The sequence below is a fragment of the Photobacterium iliopiscarium genome (assembly GCF_003026395.1).
GTDB classification, from domain to species: domain Bacteria; phylum Pseudomonadota; class Gammaproteobacteria; order Enterobacterales; family Vibrionaceae; genus Photobacterium; species Photobacterium iliopiscarium.
In genome coordinates this window covers 84821-102563 of record NZ_PYOO01000006.1, presented here as the reverse complement: position 1 = coordinate 102563, position 17743 = coordinate 84821, and the positions used below count along the sequence as shown (strand labels likewise).

Here is a 17743-nt window from a genome sequence, read left to right as displayed (position 1 = left end):
TGACTAAATAAAATGTCGTTGCAATAATTGTGCAGTGAATTGTTTTTTTAAGTAGAAACCACGTGGCAAGGTTTTAATCGGTTGACCATTTGCGCCATAAGCTTCGGTGAGGACTTTACTGTTTGCCGCTTTTGGACGTAATTGCAATACTTCGCCATGACGAGCGGTAATGTTTTCTACTTGTCCTAATACGATCATATCCATTAACTCTTCCCAGTCTTGCTGTAATTGTGCTTCTTCTTCTGCCGTTGGACTCCATAATAACGCCGATCCCACATGGCGATCCTCAAGCGGTATATCACGTTCTCCCTCAACGGGCACCCACAATACTCGTGCTAATTTTTGTCTAATATGGCTACTGCGCCATTGCAAACCTTGGACGCCAATTAATGGGGCAACACAGACAAATGTGGTTTCTAATGGTTTGCCCTGATAACTAATTGGGATTGTTTTAAGCTCAATGCCAAGATCAATAAAGTCAGGGACAGGTTTACTGCCCGCCGTCGCGCCTAAATGCCATTCTAATAATTGACCAACCCAACCTTTATCACGTTTAAGATCGGGAGGCGGAATGATTCCTGCGATCGCGGCTAATTCTCCCAGTGTCATTCCAGCCAGTTGTTGGGCTCGATTGAGTAGTTCCGTTTCTGTTTTTGGTGTTGATGGTAGTGTTTTTATATTCATAAAGTGTCGTAATTGAAAGTGATAACGAATATTTTAGTACGCTGCATATTAGCATGATATCGTAGATGAAGATCGTTATGGATCATTGCGGCGTAATGATGATTATGAAGGATCTTTTTATTAGATTGAACGATATAGCCCATTATGTTGATTTAATAATCGGTCAGTGAATGGTGTTATTTATGGTTATATTTAAAATAAAAGATATCCACAGCTTTTTTTTTAAAAATATTTTATTACAGCATAACTGAGTATTCATACAGTGATTAGCTGTAAAAATAACCATTGTGGTGTGGTGTTATTCACCGCTATGGTGGCGATATTGTGGGTAATGGCATTATTGGTTGATATTTAACCGATCGTTTTTTAGTTATGTGAAAGTTATATTTATTTTAATTTATTATAGATAATTTTTTATTTTATCCTTATGTTTTATATGTGGAAAACATTTTTTTACCTAACGATTATTATTGATTTATAAAGATGTGTTTATTGTCGAAATCGGCTTTTTTTAGGTTTCTGCACAAATCTATCCACAGAAAGAGTGAATAAATGTGGGACATGTCTCACTTGACTGTTGGTAAAGTAGCCATTGTGCAAAGTTATCCAGAATAGTGTTTAAATTGGGTAAAACTCTGCGATATTGATGAATGTTTGTTTACCGATCACGTCTACTATGAAAAAATCACTATTAATAGATATTTATACTTGAGGTCGTCCAGTGATTGATGGCGATGGATACCGCCCTAATGTAGGGATCGTTATCTGCAATGGCCATGGCCAGGTATTTTGGGCTCGACGATATGGACAACATTCTTGGCAATTTCCGCAAGGTGGCATTGATGAAGGTGAAACCCCTGAACAAGCTATGTACCGTGAATTGTATGAAGAAGTAGGATTAACCAAAAAAGATGTCAGGATAATTGCGTCAAGCCGACACTGGTTACGTTATAAATTACCGAAGCGTCTTGTGCGGTGGGATTCAAAACCTGTTTGTATCGGTCAAAAGCAAAAGTGGTTTTTGCTGAGTTTGGAATGCGATGAGTCCAAGGTCAATATGCAGCGTGGTGTAACACCAGAGTTTGATGGTTGGCGCTGGGTAAGCTATTGGTACCCAGTAAGGCAAGTTGTCTCTTTTAAGCGTGACGTATATCGTCGAGCATTAAAGGAGTTTGCTGCTGTTGCTATGCCATTTAAAGAATGGAAAGAACGTAAATTTAAGCGCATTAAAAATAAGCGCAGCTAGCAAATAGAGGTTATTGGCTCACAGGGAACAATTAAAGGCTCGTTATGCTGACACAGCTAAGAGAAATTGTTGACAAGGTTGTCAGCGCTCACACATTGATTGATGCATTGGATCAATTGGTATCAAACACTACTCAGGTAATGAAAACCGACTGTTGTTCGGTGTACATTGCTGATCATCAGCGTCAGGTTTATACCTTGATGGCGACACAGGGGTTGAATAAATCTCGGCGACGTATCAGTTTGCGCTTTGATCAAGGGTTAGTGGGATTAGTGGGTCAACGAGCTGAGCCATTAAATGTAGCTGATGCTCGAATACATCCCCGCTTTAAACATTTACCAGGGATCGGAGAGGAATCTTTTCGATCCTTTTTTGGTACTCCTATTATTCATCAACGCCAAGTCCTTGGTGTTATCGTTGTCCAGCAACGCGAACAACGTGAATTTACTGAAAGTGAAGAATCTTTTTTAGTTACGCTAGCGGCTCAGTTGGCGGGCATTTTAGCGCATGCTAAAGCACAAGGAATGTGGTTTGAGAAAGGTAATCGACTTCATTTAACGGGTTCTGCTGCATCAACTGGGGTCGCGATTGCAAAAGCGTGGTGGGATGACACTCAGCCATTATTAGAGCATGTTGCGCCCGCATCATGTTTGAATATCAATGCAGAGCAAGAACGATTAACTATAGCGATAGATTCAGCGGGTAAAGAATTTCGGCGATTACGAAAACGTTTTGATAGCGACTTACAAAAAGAAACCCTCGCTATTTTTGATTTATTTAGCCATTTACTGAATGATCCGTTACTACGTACTGATCTTAAAGCTCACATTGATGGCGGTGATCAAGCTGAGTGGGCGGTGCGACAAGTGGTCGAGACGTATTCTAATCGCTTTGCCAACATGAAAGATCTTTACCTTAAAGAGCGTGCTCGTGATATTCGAGAGTTAGGGCAACGGCTGTTATATTTTTTATGTGATGATAAACCCAATGAACAACAATGGGACGAACCAATTGTCTTGTTGACCCGTGAATTAACGGCAGCAATGTTAGCCACTGTACCCGCAGGTAAATTGGCAGCAGTGGTTGCTCAAGAAGGTGCGGCTAACTCTCACGCTGCTATTTTATCGCGCGCATTAGGTATTCCTACCATCATGGGGGTCGATTTTACACCTCAAACTGTACACAACAACCTGGTGGTGGTGGATGGTTATCGCGGGGATTTATTGGTAAACCCTAATCGTCATGTGTTGGCTGAATATCGCCGTTTATTACGTGAAGATGATGAGCTTGAAAAGATCGTCGAATGCGATCAACAGCAACATGCCGTCACCAAAGATCAGCAGCGAATCATGGTACATATTAATGCCGGATTAAGTGCTGATTCACATTTAGCATTAAACAAAGGCATTGATGGCGTCGGTTTATACCGCACTGAAGTTCCGTTTTTGCTCCAACGCAGCTTTCCCTCTGAAGAAGAACAAATTAACCAATATCGCGCAATTTTGCACACTTACCCCGATCAACCCGTAGTGATGCGAACGTTAGATATTGGTGGAGATAAACCATTGCCTTATTTATCCATTGAAGAAGATAACCCGTTTCTTGGTTGGCGTGGGGTTCGGTTTACGCTTGATCACCCTGAAATATTTATGATTCAAGTACGTGCGATGCTGCGAGCCAGCATTGGGCTGACTAATTTAGATATTTTGTTACCGATGATTTCGGGAATCAATGAACTTGATGATGCTAAAGCCATTATTGAACGGGCGTATACTGATGTGGCTCAAACGGCATTAGCGGCAGGACAACAGCTGCATAAACCTCGAATTGGGATCATGATTGAAGTACCGTCAATGTTATATCAATTGCATGCTTTAGTTGGACGAGTTGATTTTATCTCTGTTGGCAGTAATGATTTAACCCAATATTTATTAGCGGTTGATCGTAATAATGCGCGGGTTGCGAATGTTTATGATGCATTGCATCCGGCAGTTTTACATGCGTTAAAGCACATTGTTGATAGTGCTAAAAAATATCAACTGCCTGTGTGCGTATGTGGTGAATTGGCGGGTGATCCTGTTGGTGCTTTGTTGCTCGTTGGGATGGGGTATCGCTCGTTAAGTATGAATGCGCGTAATGTCGCTAAAATTAAATATATTTTACGGCATATTAATGGTGCTGATATGACATCATTGGCCACTCAAGTGTTACAAGTCGATGTTGCTGATGACGTCCGTAAATTAACAACATTGTTTATCGAACAACATCAGCTTGGCGGCTTTATTCGTGCTGGTAATAAATAATGGCGGTTTATTGTGAAAGAAATAATGGGTAATTATCATGCATGAAAGTGTAATGTGGCTGTTTTCGATGTGCTTAATTTTAGGCTCGGTAGTGGGTTTATTAGCTGGATTATTGGGTATTGGTGGTGGTTTATTAGTTGTGCCAGCTTTGGTGTGGTTGTTACCCCAAGTAGGTATTGAGCCATCAATGTTAATGCATATTGCGCTAGCAACGTCACTAGCGAGTATTGTTATGACCTCAATGGCTTCTGCTCGTAATCATTTTAGATTGGGTAATGTTGATTTATCCGTGGTTAAAGTGCTAGCTCCCGGGATTATTATTGGTGGACTCAGTGGCAGTGTGGTGGCTGAATTAGTACCTGCGCAATATTTACCCAAAGTGTTTGCGGTAATTGTGTTGTTATTAGCATTACAAATGATGTTATCACTACGCGTAACGCATGCTCGACCATTGCCTAGTGCATTGGCATCTGCTGTTGGTGGTGGTGTGATTGGATTATTATCAAGTTTAGCGGGTATTGGCGGTGGCTCATTAACGGTACCGTATTTGAGTTATTTTGGGGTTGAGATGCGTCGTGCTATTGGCTCAGCATCGTTAGTCGGTTTTCTGATTGCTATTTCAGGCATGATTGGCTTTATTTTTGCGGGTGTGGGTAGTGCGAATTTACCCGCATACAGTGTGGGCTATGTTTATTTACCCGCATTAGTTGGGATTGCTGCCACCTCAATGATCACCTCTCGCTATGGGGCAGCATTGGTGACGCGTTTACCTACTGCGACGCTGAAAAAGTTGTTTGCGGTACTGCTACTTATTATCAGTATTAAAATGTTCTTGAGTTGATATCGACTAGATTTAAGTGGGCTATCTTCTGATAGAATTAAGAGTAACGACTTTAGACGCCTAGCTTTTGCTGGGCGTCATTAATTTAACGGGTAGGACAAATGAAACAGTACTTGGCGTTGTGTCAGCGGATCGTTGATGACGGTGTGTGGATTGAAAATGAACGAACTGGCAAACGTTGCCTGACAGTGATTAATGCTGATTTAACCTATGATGTTGCGAATAATCAGTTTCCTTTAATTACTACCCGTAAAAGTTTTTGGAAAGCTGCGATTGCGGAATTGTTAGGTTACCTGCGTGGTTATGACAATGCCGCTCAGTTTCGTGCTATTGGCTGTAATACGTGGAATGCCAATGCCAATGATAACCAAGCATGGCTGAATAATCCGTACCGTAAAGGCGCCGATGATATGGGGCGCGTTTATGGTGTTCAAGGTCGTCGCTGGCAAAAAGCCGATGGTACCGTCATCGATCAACTAAAAAAGATTGTTGATGATTTAACCAAAGGTATTGATGATCGTGGTGAAATTCTGACGTTTTATAATCCAGGTGAGTTTGATATGGGTTGTTTGCGTCCATGTATGCATACCCACACGTTTTCATTGTTAGGGGATACCTTGTATCTCACCAGTGCTCAACGTTCTTGCGATGTGCCGTTAGGGCTTAATTTTAACCAAGTTCAAGTGTTTACGTTGTTAGCGTTAATGGCGCAAATTACGGGTAACAAACCGGGTCAGGCTTACCATAAAATTATTAATGCCCATATTTACGAAGATCAATTGCCATTAATGCGTGATGAGCAATTAACTCGAACACCGTTTGCATCACCTCAATTGATTATTAACCCTAAGATCACTTCATTAGAAGATTTAGAAACATGGGTAACGTTAGATGATTTTGAAGTGGTTGGTTATGAGCATCATGCGCCAATTCAATACCCATTTTCAGTCTAGTTTTAAATTAAAAGTGTAATAGTTTGATCTGATTAAGGTTTAATTATTAGAACAACAAAAAGCCCCACACAATTGCTTGTGTGGGGCTTTTTAGTTAACGGTGCTTTATATTTTGTGCGTTACGATTAAACCGTAAACGCTAGGATTGAACCTGGAATAGCAATGAATACTAGGCCAAGGTAACCCGCAACAGCCGCTTTGTTCTTCGTTGCTAAATCGCTAAGGAAGAACGCGCACTTAAGTGGAATTTCACGTAAGAACGGTACGCCGTAAATCAATACTGTCGCTAACACGTTAAAGCATAAGTGTACCAGTGCAATCTGTAGTGCAAACACTGAATGATCACCTGATACTGCGGTGGCTGCTAGTAGTGCGGTGATACACGTACCGATGTTTGCACCAAGGGTAAACGGGTAAACTTCACGGACTGTTAATACACCTGTACCCACTAGCGGTACCATCAAACTTGTTGTTGTTGATGATGACTGTACTAGAACCGTTACCGCTGTACCTGAAGCAATACCATGTAGTGGACCACGACCGATTGCGCTCTTTAGAATATCACGTGCACGACCTACCATTAGGCCTCGCATTAGGCGACCCATTAGCGTGATAGAGACAAAAATTAACGCAATACCTAGAACGATTAGACCAAAACCACCGTTATGACCAAATACTTCTAGTGGACCTTTTACTAAATCAACAGCGGGTTGCGTTAACGGCTTCATGAAATCCATGCCGTTCATGCTCATGTCACCGGCTTTTAAAAACGGTGAAACTAACCAACCTGATAACTTATCAAGAATGCCAAACATCATTTCCAATGGAAGGAAAATGGCAACCGCTAATAAGTTAAAGAAATCGTGTACCGTCGCACTTGCAAATGCGCGGCGGAATTCTTCTTTACAACGTGCGTGACCTAAACTAACTAATGTATTTGTTAATGTAGTACCAATATTGGCACCCATCACCATTGGAATTGCTGTTTCTACAGGTAAACCACCTGCAACCAGACCAACGATAATTGAGGTTACCGTACTTGATGATTGAATAAGCGCGGTCGCAATTAAACCAATCATTAAGCCGGCTACGGGGTGAGAGGCAAATTCAAAGAGTGTTTTTGCTTGCTCGCCTACAGACCATTTAAAGCCGCCGCTGACCATCGATACAGCAACGAGTAACAAATATAGCATGAACGCTAGGTTGGCCCAGCGGACCCAACGCATAGAGCTGAACTTAGATGCAGCAGTAGTGGCTTGGGTTGTCATAATCATTTCTCCATGACAGGAATATGTCGTTTTGGTGTCATTTTGTTGAAATCTGCGTGAATAGTAGTTTGGTTATATTTCAGAAATATTACACTGAGTGTCATAAATGAATATTTGTTTGGGGTTTGTCAGGGAAATGAGAAGGCAACCGATTAAATTACACAATGTCAGGTTGCATTAATATGCCCTAGTAGATTGTTTCTAATTGGTTTTTAATAGATTTTGTTTTTAGCGATAAAAATTATAAAAATATGCGTATTAAAAGTAAAATTTTACGTTTTATTTTGTTTTTAGTATAAATTTAATGTATTCAGATAAATTAACAGTGCGGATATAGTAGTGCTATTTCTATAACTCTTCGGTTTTTCCGAGTATTTCTATCCATACAAACGATTTTTCAGTTTGTTAGTCTGACGTTTACACTAAATTTAATTGAGATGACCAAGTATTTAGCTAACCTATAAGTTAGGGGTGCTTGGATCGCGTGAATAATATAGTTAAAGGAGTAACGGTTGATGACCGATGCTATTCGTAAATTTCTAAAATTAGAATCTGCTGGCGGTATTATTCTTATAATCGCGGCATTAATAGCAATGGTTATTGCTAACTCGCCATTGGCATCGTTATACACCAATACGTTACATAGCTATATTGCAGGATTATCAGTATCACATTGGATCAATGATGGTCTGATGGCTATTTTCTTTTTCTTAATTGGATTAGAGGTTAAGCGTGAACTTATTGAAGGCGCGCTTAATACCAAAGAAAAAGCTATTTTCCCTGCGATTGCGGCCGTTGGCGGCATGATTGCTCCTGCATTAATTTATACCGCATTTAATTACGGCGATCCGATGGCGGTGAAAGGCTGGGCGATTCCTGCGGCAACAGATATTGCTTTTGCGTTAGGTGTTATGGCGCTATTGGGTAACCGTGTACCAGTAAGCTTAAAAGTTTTCTTATTAGCGTTGGCTATTATTGATGACTTAGGCGTAATTGTGATCATCGCTTTATTTTATAGCTCAGATTTATCAACACTCGCGTTAGCCGTGGCATTTATCTCGACAGCGACATTGGTCGTTATGAATCTGAAGAACATCACTAGTATTCCATTATACTTAATTGTTGGTGCTATTTTGTGGTTCAGCGTACTGCAATCAGGTGTTCACGCCACATTAGCGGGTGTGGTGTTAGGTTTTGCCGTGCCATTAGCCGGTAAAGAGGGCCGTGCAGATACTCATTCGCCCCTTAAAACGATTGAACACGCATTACATCCTTATGTCGCCTTCTTAATCTTGCCATTATTTGCATTTGCTAATGCGGGTATTTCATTAACAGGTGTGTCACTAGCCAGTTTATCATCGATGTTACCTGTTGGTATTGCGGCGGGATTATTTATTGGTAAGCCTGTTGGCATCTTTACTGCATGTTTTCTTGCCGTTAAAACAGGCGTTGCAAAACTACCTGATGGGATTAACTTTAAACATATTTTTGCCGTATCCGTGTTATGTGGTATCGGTTTTACAATGTCGATTTTCATCTCATCACTGGCGTTTGTTGGTGCTGATGAAAGCTTTGCGACTTACTCTCGACTTGGAATCTTATTGGGTTCTACCGTCGCGGCGATTGTCGGTTACATCATGTTAAGTAAAACATTACCTAAATCAGAGGTGTAATATGAAAACGTTGCTAGTTATTCTTACGTGTTTATTTTCACTACCGAGTGTTGCTGCTAATTATCCGCAGTGCGTTAATGGCGAGCGTTCTGAAGTATGCCAAGCATATTTGCAAGGCATTAATGATGCTAAAGCCGCAACTGTAGATACGACGACAGTACAAGAAAGCACATTTCGTCAACGAGCTTTAGAGCAACGAGGTGGCGAGCGAGTACGTAATTTAGAACGACAGCAACGTTAAGTATGGTTTAAATACGATCTCGGTTTGATTTTATTGTAAATTATGTAGCTAAGCATTGAACAGCCCAGAGGCACAGCGTAAGCTTTGTCGCTGGGTTTTTTTATTTAAAATAGCGGTAAATGTCTCACTTAAATTATAACCATCTTTATTATTTTTGGATGGTCTGCAAGCAAGGCTCAGTAACAAAAGCGGCTGATGCATTATTTCTGACGCCACAAACGGTGACAGGCCAAATTCGATCATTAGAAGATCGTCTTAAAGGTAAGTTAACTAAACGTGTTGGCCGTAATATTGAACCAACAGAGCTTGGTCAATTAGTGTTTAAATATGCGGATAAGATGTTTGATTTAAGCTATCAAATGCTCGATCGTATTAATTATACTCAGCGTGATAACCAATTATTTGAAGTTGGGGTTGCTGATGCGTTGTCAAAACGGTTAGTGAGCCAAGTATTGTTAGAGGGAATTCCTAGCGATCAACGGATCCAATTAAGCTGTTTTGAATCGACCCACGAAATGTTGTTAGAGCAACTATCACAACATAAATTGGATATGATCTTATCTGATTGTTCAGTTAGTTCGACTCAAAATCCTGGTATATACAGTAAAAAGCTGGGTGAATCTGCAATGAGTTTCTTTTGCACTGATGATTTATCTGATGCTGATTTTCCTGCTTGTATTGAAGATTATAAGCTATTGGTGCCAAGTCGACGTTCTGCAATGGGACGCAAATTGCATCAATGGTTTGATCAACAGGGTATTACGCCAAATATATTGGGTGAATTTGATGATGCGGCTTTGATGAAGGCGTTTGCTTGTTATCATAAATCGATGTTTATCGCGCCGTCTATTTATGCCGATGAATTGACTAGCAATAGTCGCCTTTATGAAGTAAAGCGAGTGACGGATATTTGTGATGAATATTTTGTTATTTTTGCTGAGCGAATGATCATGCATCCAGCCGTAAAACGTATTTGTGCCGCAGATTTTAGTACGTTGTTTTAATATTTATCACTTATCAACGCCTTATATATTTTTAGCGAGAAAGAATAATAAGGCGTTAATCGTTGTTTCTATATATTACAATTCAATTGTTTGTGTTCGTTTGTCGCGTGGTCTGTTGCTTACTTCTCTTTCTCTTTCTCTTTCTCTTTCTCTTCTTTATCTTTTGCTGATACTGAAATGCCTGCGGTTAAGTTATAACGCATTGCATCTTCAAATGACCAATCAACGATGGTTAAGTCTTCCCGTTTTACTAGCGTTGTAATGCCTGCTATTTGATAGCTAAGTGGAAATAGCACCGGAACCCAATCTCCGTCTGGTAATGCGTTTGATAGTGGCTCAGGAGTCTCGTTAGCCATAATAAAGCCAACGACGTAAGTATTATTAGCTTGATGCACTAGCACGGTTTGCTGACTTTTATTTTTATTGTCACTACTCATTAGTGAGGCAATATCATTAATACTGCTATAAACCGTCTTAAAAAACGGAAATCGCATCAACTGACGAATAACAAAATCATAGAGCCATGCGATAGGACTAACAGAAAAAAGTAGCCCAGCCACAAACAATAAGATCAGAATGAGTAAAAAACCAGCACCTTTAAAGAGTTCGGTAATGTGAACTAAACCAAATAAAAAATTGCCGACTTCATCTAATGACTCAAAAAGTGACCAGAATAACCAAATACTTAATACTAGCGGCAGGACATTGAACAAGCCGCGTAACAGCGTTTTTTTCATTTTATGCTCGAAGATGTAAAATAAAGTCAGTTATAAAATTAGTAATATTCAATATTGAAATGCTAGTTTTATAGGCAATGGGCAATGAATAGACATAAAAAAACCGACCCTAAGGTCGGTTTTTTTTAATCTAGACTCATTAATTAAAATTAAAGAGCTTTGATTTTCGCTGTTAGACGAGCTTTATGACGTGCAGCTTTGTTCTTATGGATCAGGCCTTTAGTAGCCATGCGATCTAGAACAGGTTGCATTTCAGCGTAAGCTAGTGTTGCAGCTTCTTTATTACCAGCTTCAATAGCGATAATTACTTTCTTGAAGAAAGTGCGCATCATAGAACGACGGCTAGCGTTATGCTGACGACGTTTTTCTGAAGTTAGTGCACGTTTCTTAGCAGATTTGATATTTGCCAAGGGTGTAACTCCCAAATCTTGGTATGGTGACAATTTAAGGCCGAGGACTATGCCCTTAATCTTAATCATTGTCAAATGATTCGTGCAAATAACCGCCATACCAATCTAGTTGGCACTTGCGGATTAACACGGTTAATATGGCGACAGATTTTACCAGTATTTCGATTCAGAAGTCACCTTTCTGAACATCTTTTATGAGGTTTTTTTGTGAGTAAGCGTCTTTTACGCTCTGGAATGGTAGTTAGTGCCATGACTTTAGTGTCTCGCGTGCTAGGTTTAGTGCGCGATGTGGTAGTTGCTAACCTAATGGGAGCAGGGGCTGCGGCCGATGTTTTTTTCTTTGCCAACAAAATTCCCAACTTTTTACGTCGCCTTTTTGCCGAAGGGGCTTTTTCACAAGCCTTTGTGCCAGTTTTAACTGAATACCATGCTGCGGGTGATGTTGATCGAACTCGATTATTGATTGCGCGTGCCGCAGGTACGTTAGGCGGTATTGTCACCATCGTGACATTGTTGGGTGTATTAGGCTCTGGTGTCGTAACGGCATTATTTGGTTTTGGTTGGTTTTGGGATTGGATGCATAACATTTCGCCTGGCGCTGAAAAATTCGAATTAGCCAGTTTGTTACTTAAAATCACTTTTCCTTATTTGTGGTTTGTCACCTTTGTGGCGTTATCTGGCGCAATTTTAAATACGCTCGGTAAGTTTGCCATTTCATCGTTTACACCGGTGTTTCTTAATATCGCCATTATCGGGTGTGCGGTGTTTATTGCTCCTCACTTGGCTAAACCTGAAATTGGTTTAGCGCTTGGGGTATTTATCGGTGGTTTAGTGCAGTTTTGTTTTCAATTGCCATTTTTATATCGAGAAGGGTATCTAGTTCGTCCACAGTGGGGCTGGAATGACCCTGGGGTGACGAAAATACGGAAACTGATGCTACCGGCTCTGTTTGGTGTTTCAGTGACTCAAATTAACTTATTGCTTGATACGTTGATTGCGAGTTTCCTAATGACAGGTTCAATCAGTTGGTTATATTATTCTGATCGTTTATTAGAGTTTCCTCTTGGTCTGTTTGGTATTGCGATTGCGACGGTGATCCTGCCTGCTTTGTCGCGTAAACATGTTGATAAATCACCCCAACAATTCGCAGATACCATGGATTGGGGTGTGCGAATGGTGTTGATCTTGGGTATCCCTGCGATGCTCGGCATGATCACCTTAGCCAAACCGATGTTAATGGTGATGTTCATGCGTGGTGAGTTTGACCTGTATGACGTTAATCAAACTGCGATGTCATTGTGGGTTGTGTCTGCTGGCCTACTTAACTACATGTTGATTAAAATTTTTGCGCCGGGTTATTACGCCCGTCAAGATACCAAAACGCCAGTAAAAATTGGTATTATTGCCATGGTTAGCAATATGGTATTTAACGGTATCTTTGCACCATTTTATGGTTATGTCGGTTTATCGATTGCAAGTGTATTATCAGCATTGCTAAATGCAGGGTTATTATACCGAGGTTTACATAAAGAAAATATTTACTGTGTTAGTCGTCAGACATTGTTGTTTGTGTTGCGATTAGCCATTGCTGGTGTGGTGATGGTGAGTGGTTTATTGTGGTTTAGTCCTACAACGGATCAATGGTTAGCATTCCACTTGCTTGAACGTATTCTATGGCTATTTGGCTTGATTTTAGGCGGAAGTGGTATTTATTTGTTATGCGCCATTATTTTGGGTGTTCGTCCGCACCATCTTCGAGCAGAGAGCTGATTGAAACCGCTGAGTAGTATATAATTCACCAGCTTTACGCTAAAAAGATATTTTTAACCGTAATGGTGGTGGATGAGTTACCGCAGTTATTAATTTTTTGGCTGTTATTGGTCATCATATGAACAAGTAACCTGATTGTAGGATGAGCGCATAGCCTTATGAGTACTGACATAGTTAAATTACCTATGGAATTAATTCGAGGTATACCCAATATCCAGTCTCGCCATCATGGTTGCGTGCTGACAATTGGCAATTTTGACGGTGTGCATCTTGGTCATCAAACGTTGCTTAAACAAGTGATTGCTAAAGCGCATTCAATGGGATTAGCAGCAACGGTAATGACGTTTGAACCGCAGCCACAAGAGCTTTTTGCGGGTAATAAAGCGCCCGCAAGATTGACCCGTTTTCGCGAGAAATATGTAGAATTGAAAAAAGTCGGCATTGATCGATTATTGTGTGTTAATTTTAATCATCATTTTGCTGCCATGACTGCTGAATATTTCGTCGAATGCTTGTTGGTAAAGCAATTGGGTGTTAAATTTCTGGTTATTGGTGATGACTTTCGTTTTGGTCAAGAACGACGTGGTGATTTTGCAATGCTGGTGGCCGCTGGTAAGAAATATGGATTTGAAGTAATCAGTACGACAAGTTTCTGTGTTTCTGAGCAGCGAGTAAGCAGTACAGCAATTCGTCATGCTTTAGCGAATAATGAATTAGATCAAGTAGAACAAATGCTTGGTCGACCATACAGTATTCGTGGCCGAGTCTCACACGGAAGAAAATTAGGCCGTACCATCGGCTTTCCAACAGCTAATATTCCGCTAAAGCGTCGTATAGCACCTGTCGCAGGCGTCTATGCCGTCGAAGTATTGGGTATTACCGCTGCGCCTATTGCTGGTGTGGCAAATGTTGGCCACCGACCAACGGTACAAGGTGTACGACAACAACTTGAAGTACACCTATTTGATTATCAAGCGGATCTTTATGGTCGCCAGCTTGAAGTCGTGCTGCGTCATAAGTTGCGCGACGAAAAAAAATTTGAATCATTCGATGCGCTGAAATTACAAATCGAACGAGATGCTCAAGCAGCACGGGTGTGGCTGTCTGAGCGTAATAATGTCCAACTTCGCCCAAGTAACGGAATCTAGAATCCATGAGTGACTATAAAGATACCCTGAACCTACCGGAAACAGGGTTTCCGATGCGAGGCAATCTAGCTCAACGCGAGCCTGCAATGCTTAAGCATTGGTATGATGAAGATCTTTACGGTGAAATTCGTAAAGCTAAGAAAGGTAAAAAATCTTTCGTATTACACGATGGCCCTCCTTACGCTAACGGTGATATTCACATCGGTCACGCGTTAAACAAGATTCTTAAAGATATTATTATTAAATCAAAGACGCTTTCTGGCTTTGATTCACCGTATATCCCAGGTTGGGATTGTCACGGTCTACCGATTGAATTAATGGTAGAAAAGAAATTTGGTAAGCCGGGTCAAAAATTAACGGCGGCTGAATTCCGCGAAAAATGTCGTGCTTACGCTGCTGGCCAAGTTGAAGGTCAAAAAGAAAGTTTCATGCGTCTAGGTGTACTAGGTGAGTGGAACAAGCCATACCGTACAATGGATTTTGGTACTGAAGCGAATATCATTCGTGCACTAGGTAAAATCGCAGATAAAGATCACCTACTTAAAGGTTTTAAACCTGTTCACTGGTGTACTGATTGTGGTTCTGCATTGGCTGAAGCTGAAGTTGAATATCAAGATAAAGTATCGTTATCTATCGATGTTAAATTTAAAGCAGTAGACGAAGCCGCAGTATTAGCGAAGTTTGGTTGTGTTGCTGACCAAGGTGAAGGCGATGTGTCGATTGTTATTTGGACAACGACACCATGGACAATGCCTGCTAACCGCGGTGTAGCTGTTAGTGCTGATCTTGAATACGCATTGGTACAAACACCTGTTACTGACGTACATACTCAACCACAACGTTTAATCGTTGCCGCAGAGCTTGTAAAAGAAGTAATGGCGCGTGTTGGCTTTGAAGAGTCAGAAATTCTTGGTTTCTGTAAAGGTGAAGAATTAGAGCTAATGCGCTTTAATCACCCATTCTACAGCTTTGATGTACCAGTAGTACTTGCTGATCACGTTACCACTGAATCAGGTACGGGTTGTGTGCATACTGCACCTGGCCACGGTCAAGAAGACTTTGTGGTTGGTCAAAAATACAACCTTGAAATTGCTAACCCAGTAGGTAGCAATGGTGTTTACTTACCTGATACTGAGATCTTTGCGGGTCAACATGTATTTAAAGCGAACGAAGTGGTTGTGGATGTATTACGTGAACACGGTGCATTATTACATTTCTCTAAAATTACCCACAGCTACCCACACTGCTGGCGTCATAAGACACCAATCATCTTCCGTGCAACGCCACAATGGTTTATCTCAATGGATAAAGCTGGCCTGCGCGCAAAAGCACTAGCAGAAATCAAGAACGTACAATGGATGCCAGAATGGGGCCAAAGCCGCATTGAAGGTATGATCGAAGGTCGCCCTGAATGGTGTATCTCTCGTCAGCGTACTTGGGGTGTGCCAATTGCCTTATTTATCCATAAAGAAACTCAAGAGCTTCACCCGCAAACCTCTGAGCTAATTGAAAAAGTAGCTCAGCTTGTTGAGCAAAAGGGTATTCAAGCTTGGTGGGATCTAGAACTGACTGACGTAATGAGCGCAGAAGATGCCGTTATTTACGAAAAAGTATTAGATACCCTTGATGTATGGTTTGATTCAGGTGTTACACATTTCTCTGTGGTTGATAGTCGCCCTGAGTTTAATGGTCACTCAGCTGATCTTTACTTAGAAGGTTCAGATCAACACCGTGGTTGGTTCCAGTCATCATTGATTACATCGGTAGCGATGAAAGACAAAGCCCCGTATAAGCAAGTGTTAACACACGGCTTCGTGGTTGACGGTCAAGGCCGTAAAATGTCGAAATCAGTGGGTAACGTTGTTGCACCGAAAGATGTCACTAACAAGCTTGGTGCTGATATTCTTCGTCTATGGGTTGCATCAACTGATTACACGGGTGAAGTTGCGGTTTCTGACGAAATTCTTAAGCGTTCAGCTGATGCTTACCGTCGTATTCGTAACACTGCACGTTTCTTCTTAGCGAACTTAAATGGCTTTAATCCTGAAACGGATTGTGTGCCTGTTGAAGAAATGGTGGCGTTAGATCGTTGGGCTGTTGGTCGTGCAATGGCGGCTCAAGAAGAGATCGTTCAAGCATACGAAGACTACAACCTACACACAGTAACTCAGCGTTTAATGCAGTTCTGTTCAGTTGAAATGGGTTCTTTCTACTTAGACGTTATTAAAGACCGTCAGTACACAGCAAAACGTGGTGGTCATGCACAACGTAGCTGTCAAACGGCGCTTTTCTACATTGTAGAAGCACTTGTTCGTTGGATGGCACCTATCATGTCATTCACAGCAGATGAAATCTGGAATGAAATGCCAGGTAAACGTGATCAATTCGTGTTTACGGGTGAGTGGTTCGAAGGTTTATTTGGTCTTGCTGAAGATGAAGAACTAAACAACGACTTCTGGACTGAAATCCAACAAGTTCGTGGTGCTGTGAACAAGTTACTTGAAACAGCACGTAGCGAAAAAGTGATTGGTGGTTCATTACAAGCTGAGATCACACTCGCTGCGAATGCAGAACTTGCGGCTAAATTGAATAAGCTAGAAGACGAATTACGTTTTGTATTGCTAACATCAAAAGCACAGGTTGTGGTTGCTGATAGCAAGCCTGAAGGCGCACAAGACACAGATATCGAAGGATTATTTGTGACAGTGAAAGCTTCTGAAGCGGTGAAATGTGAGCGTTGTTGGCACCATGTTGCTGATGTAGGCACTATTGCTGGACACGAAGAAGTGTGTGGCCGTTGTGTAACTAATATCGATGGCGCTGGTGAAGAGCGTAAATTTGCCTAATGACTAATTCAGCACCTCAACAAGCGTTGACGCTTAAGCAATCAGGCATTCGTTGGTTATGGTTAGCGATTGTGGTATTTATTATCGACAATGGCACTAAGCTATTGGTGATGGACTCGATGGGCTATGGTTGGCCAAACCGGATTGAGATCACGCCCTTCTTTAATTTACTGTATGTGCACAATACGGGTGCTGCATTTAGTTTTTTAAGTAGTGCGGGTGGCTGGCAACGATGGTTGTTTGCTGCGATTGCGTTTGGTGTTTGTGGCTTATTGACAATGTGGATGCGTCGTACACCTGTGACCAATAAAATGGCCAATATAGCGTATGCACTGATTATTGGTGGCGCATTAGGTAATTTATTTGATCGTCTTTACCATGGTTTTGTGGTCGATTTTCTTGATTTCTATTACGGTAGTTATCATTGGCCTGCATTCAACATTGCCGATTCAGCCATTTGTTTAGGTGCTGTATTGTTAATTCTTGATGGCTTTAAAGCGGATCAAACCGTTAAAGATCACTAAGTTTTAATTCGTTATTAGAATGAAACGCTGCTTGTATTTACAGGTGGCGTTTTTTTTTGATTATTATTGGGTGCACGTTATGTTTGATGACGACA

General features: G+C 41.1%; 15 protein-coding genes. 11 read left to right on the top strand and 4 right to left on the bottom strand.

Translation table 11 applies throughout. The features are described from left to right. Positions 1-3 precede the first annotated feature (3 nt). The gene (gene mutH / locus C9J51_RS11350) at positions 4-684 is read right to left on the bottom strand and encodes a DNA mismatch repair endonuclease MutH (protein ID WP_045036046.1); all 681 of its coding nucleotides are present in this window, start codon (positions 682-684) and stop codon (positions 4-6) included. Between the two features lie 721 nt (positions 685-1405). On the opposite strand from mutH, the gene rppH reads away from it, so the two are divergent. From rppH to C9J51_RS11330, 4 genes are all read left to right on the top strand, one after another. Continuing rightward, positions 1406-1930, top strand: coding sequence for an RNA pyrophosphohydrolase (gene rppH, locus C9J51_RS11345; protein ID WP_045036047.1), 525 nt, complete (start codon positions 1406-1408; stop codon positions 1928-1930). Positions 1931-1974: 44 nt separating this feature from the next. After that, positions 1975-4233, top strand: coding sequence for a phosphoenolpyruvate--protein phosphotransferase (ptsP, locus tag C9J51_RS11340; protein ID WP_045039512.1), 2259 nt, complete (start codon positions 1975-1977; stop codon positions 4231-4233). Between the two features lie 37 nt (positions 4234-4270). Further along, positions 4271-5074: a sulfite exporter TauE/SafE family protein gene (locus C9J51_RS11335; RefSeq protein ID WP_045039513.1), complete on the top strand. Its 804-nt coding sequence runs from the start codon at positions 4271-4273 to the stop codon at positions 5072-5074. Positions 5075-5175: 101 nt separating this feature from the next. After that, complete coding sequence (locus C9J51_RS11330) at positions 5176-6027, top strand: thymidylate synthase (protein WP_045036050.1); 852 nt, start codon at positions 5176-5178, stop codon at positions 6025-6027. Between the two features lie 125 nt (positions 6028-6152). On the opposite strand, the gene C9J51_RS11325 is transcribed toward C9J51_RS11330, so the two are convergent. After that, entirely contained in the window at positions 6153-7295 is a 1143-nt protein-coding gene (locus C9J51_RS11325; RefSeq protein WP_045036051.1) for a Na/Pi symporter, read from the bottom strand. Positions 7296-7810: 515 nt separating this feature from the next. Between C9J51_RS11325 and nhaA the strand changes: the two genes are divergently transcribed. From nhaA to nhaR, 3 genes are all read left to right on the top strand, one after another. Continuing rightward, complete coding sequence (gene nhaA, locus C9J51_RS11320) at positions 7811-8968, top strand: Na+/H+ antiporter NhaA (RefSeq protein ID WP_045036052.1); 1158 nt, start codon at positions 7811-7813, stop codon at positions 8966-8968. 1 nt (position 8969) lies between these two features. Then, complete coding sequence (locus C9J51_RS11315) at positions 8970-9209, top strand: hypothetical protein (protein ID WP_045036053.1); 240 nt, start codon at positions 8970-8972, stop codon at positions 9207-9209. A gap of 119 nt (positions 9210-9328) precedes the next feature. Continuing rightward, the gene (gene nhaR, locus C9J51_RS11310; RefSeq protein WP_045036054.1) at positions 9329-10213 is read left to right on the top strand and encodes a transcriptional activator NhaR; all 885 of its coding nucleotides are present in this window, start codon (positions 9329-9331) and stop codon (positions 10211-10213) included. Between the two features lie 119 nt (positions 10214-10332). On the opposite strand, the gene C9J51_RS11305 is transcribed toward nhaR, so the two are convergent. Beyond that, positions 10333-10950, bottom strand: coding sequence for a DUF502 domain-containing protein (locus C9J51_RS11305; RefSeq protein ID WP_045036055.1), 618 nt, complete (start codon positions 10948-10950; stop codon positions 10333-10335). A 149-nt stretch (positions 10951-11099) separates the two neighbouring features. Continuing rightward, the gene (rpsT, locus tag C9J51_RS11300) at positions 11100-11360 is read right to left on the bottom strand and encodes a 30S ribosomal protein S20 (protein ID WP_045036056.1); all 261 of its coding nucleotides are present in this window, start codon (positions 11358-11360) and stop codon (positions 11100-11102) included. A 207-nt stretch (positions 11361-11567) separates the two neighbouring features. Between rpsT and murJ the strand changes: the two genes are divergently transcribed. From murJ to lspA, 4 genes are all read left to right on the top strand, one after another. Next, positions 11568-13130, top strand: a complete 1563-nt coding sequence (gene murJ / locus C9J51_RS11295; protein WP_181314819.1) for a murein biosynthesis integral membrane protein MurJ — start codon at positions 11568-11570, stop codon at positions 13128-13130. A gap of 185 nt (positions 13131-13315) precedes the next feature. After that, entirely contained in the window at positions 13316-14278 is a 963-nt protein-coding gene (gene ribF / locus C9J51_RS11290; protein WP_045036108.1) for a bifunctional riboflavin kinase/FAD synthetase, read from the top strand. A 5-nt stretch (positions 14279-14283) separates the two neighbouring features. Beyond that, positions 14284-17124 carry an isoleucine--tRNA ligase gene (gene ileS, locus C9J51_RS11285; protein WP_045039514.1) on the top strand — a complete coding sequence of 947 codons (2841 nt, stop codon included), beginning with the start codon at positions 14284-14286 and terminating at the stop codon, positions 17122-17124. Continuing rightward, positions 17124-17648, top strand: a complete 525-nt coding sequence (gene lspA, locus C9J51_RS11280) for a signal peptidase II (protein WP_045039515.1) — start codon at positions 17124-17126, stop codon at positions 17646-17648. The genes ileS and lspA overlap by 1 nt, the downstream gene beginning before the upstream one ends. Positions 17649-17743 lie beyond the last annotated feature (95 nt).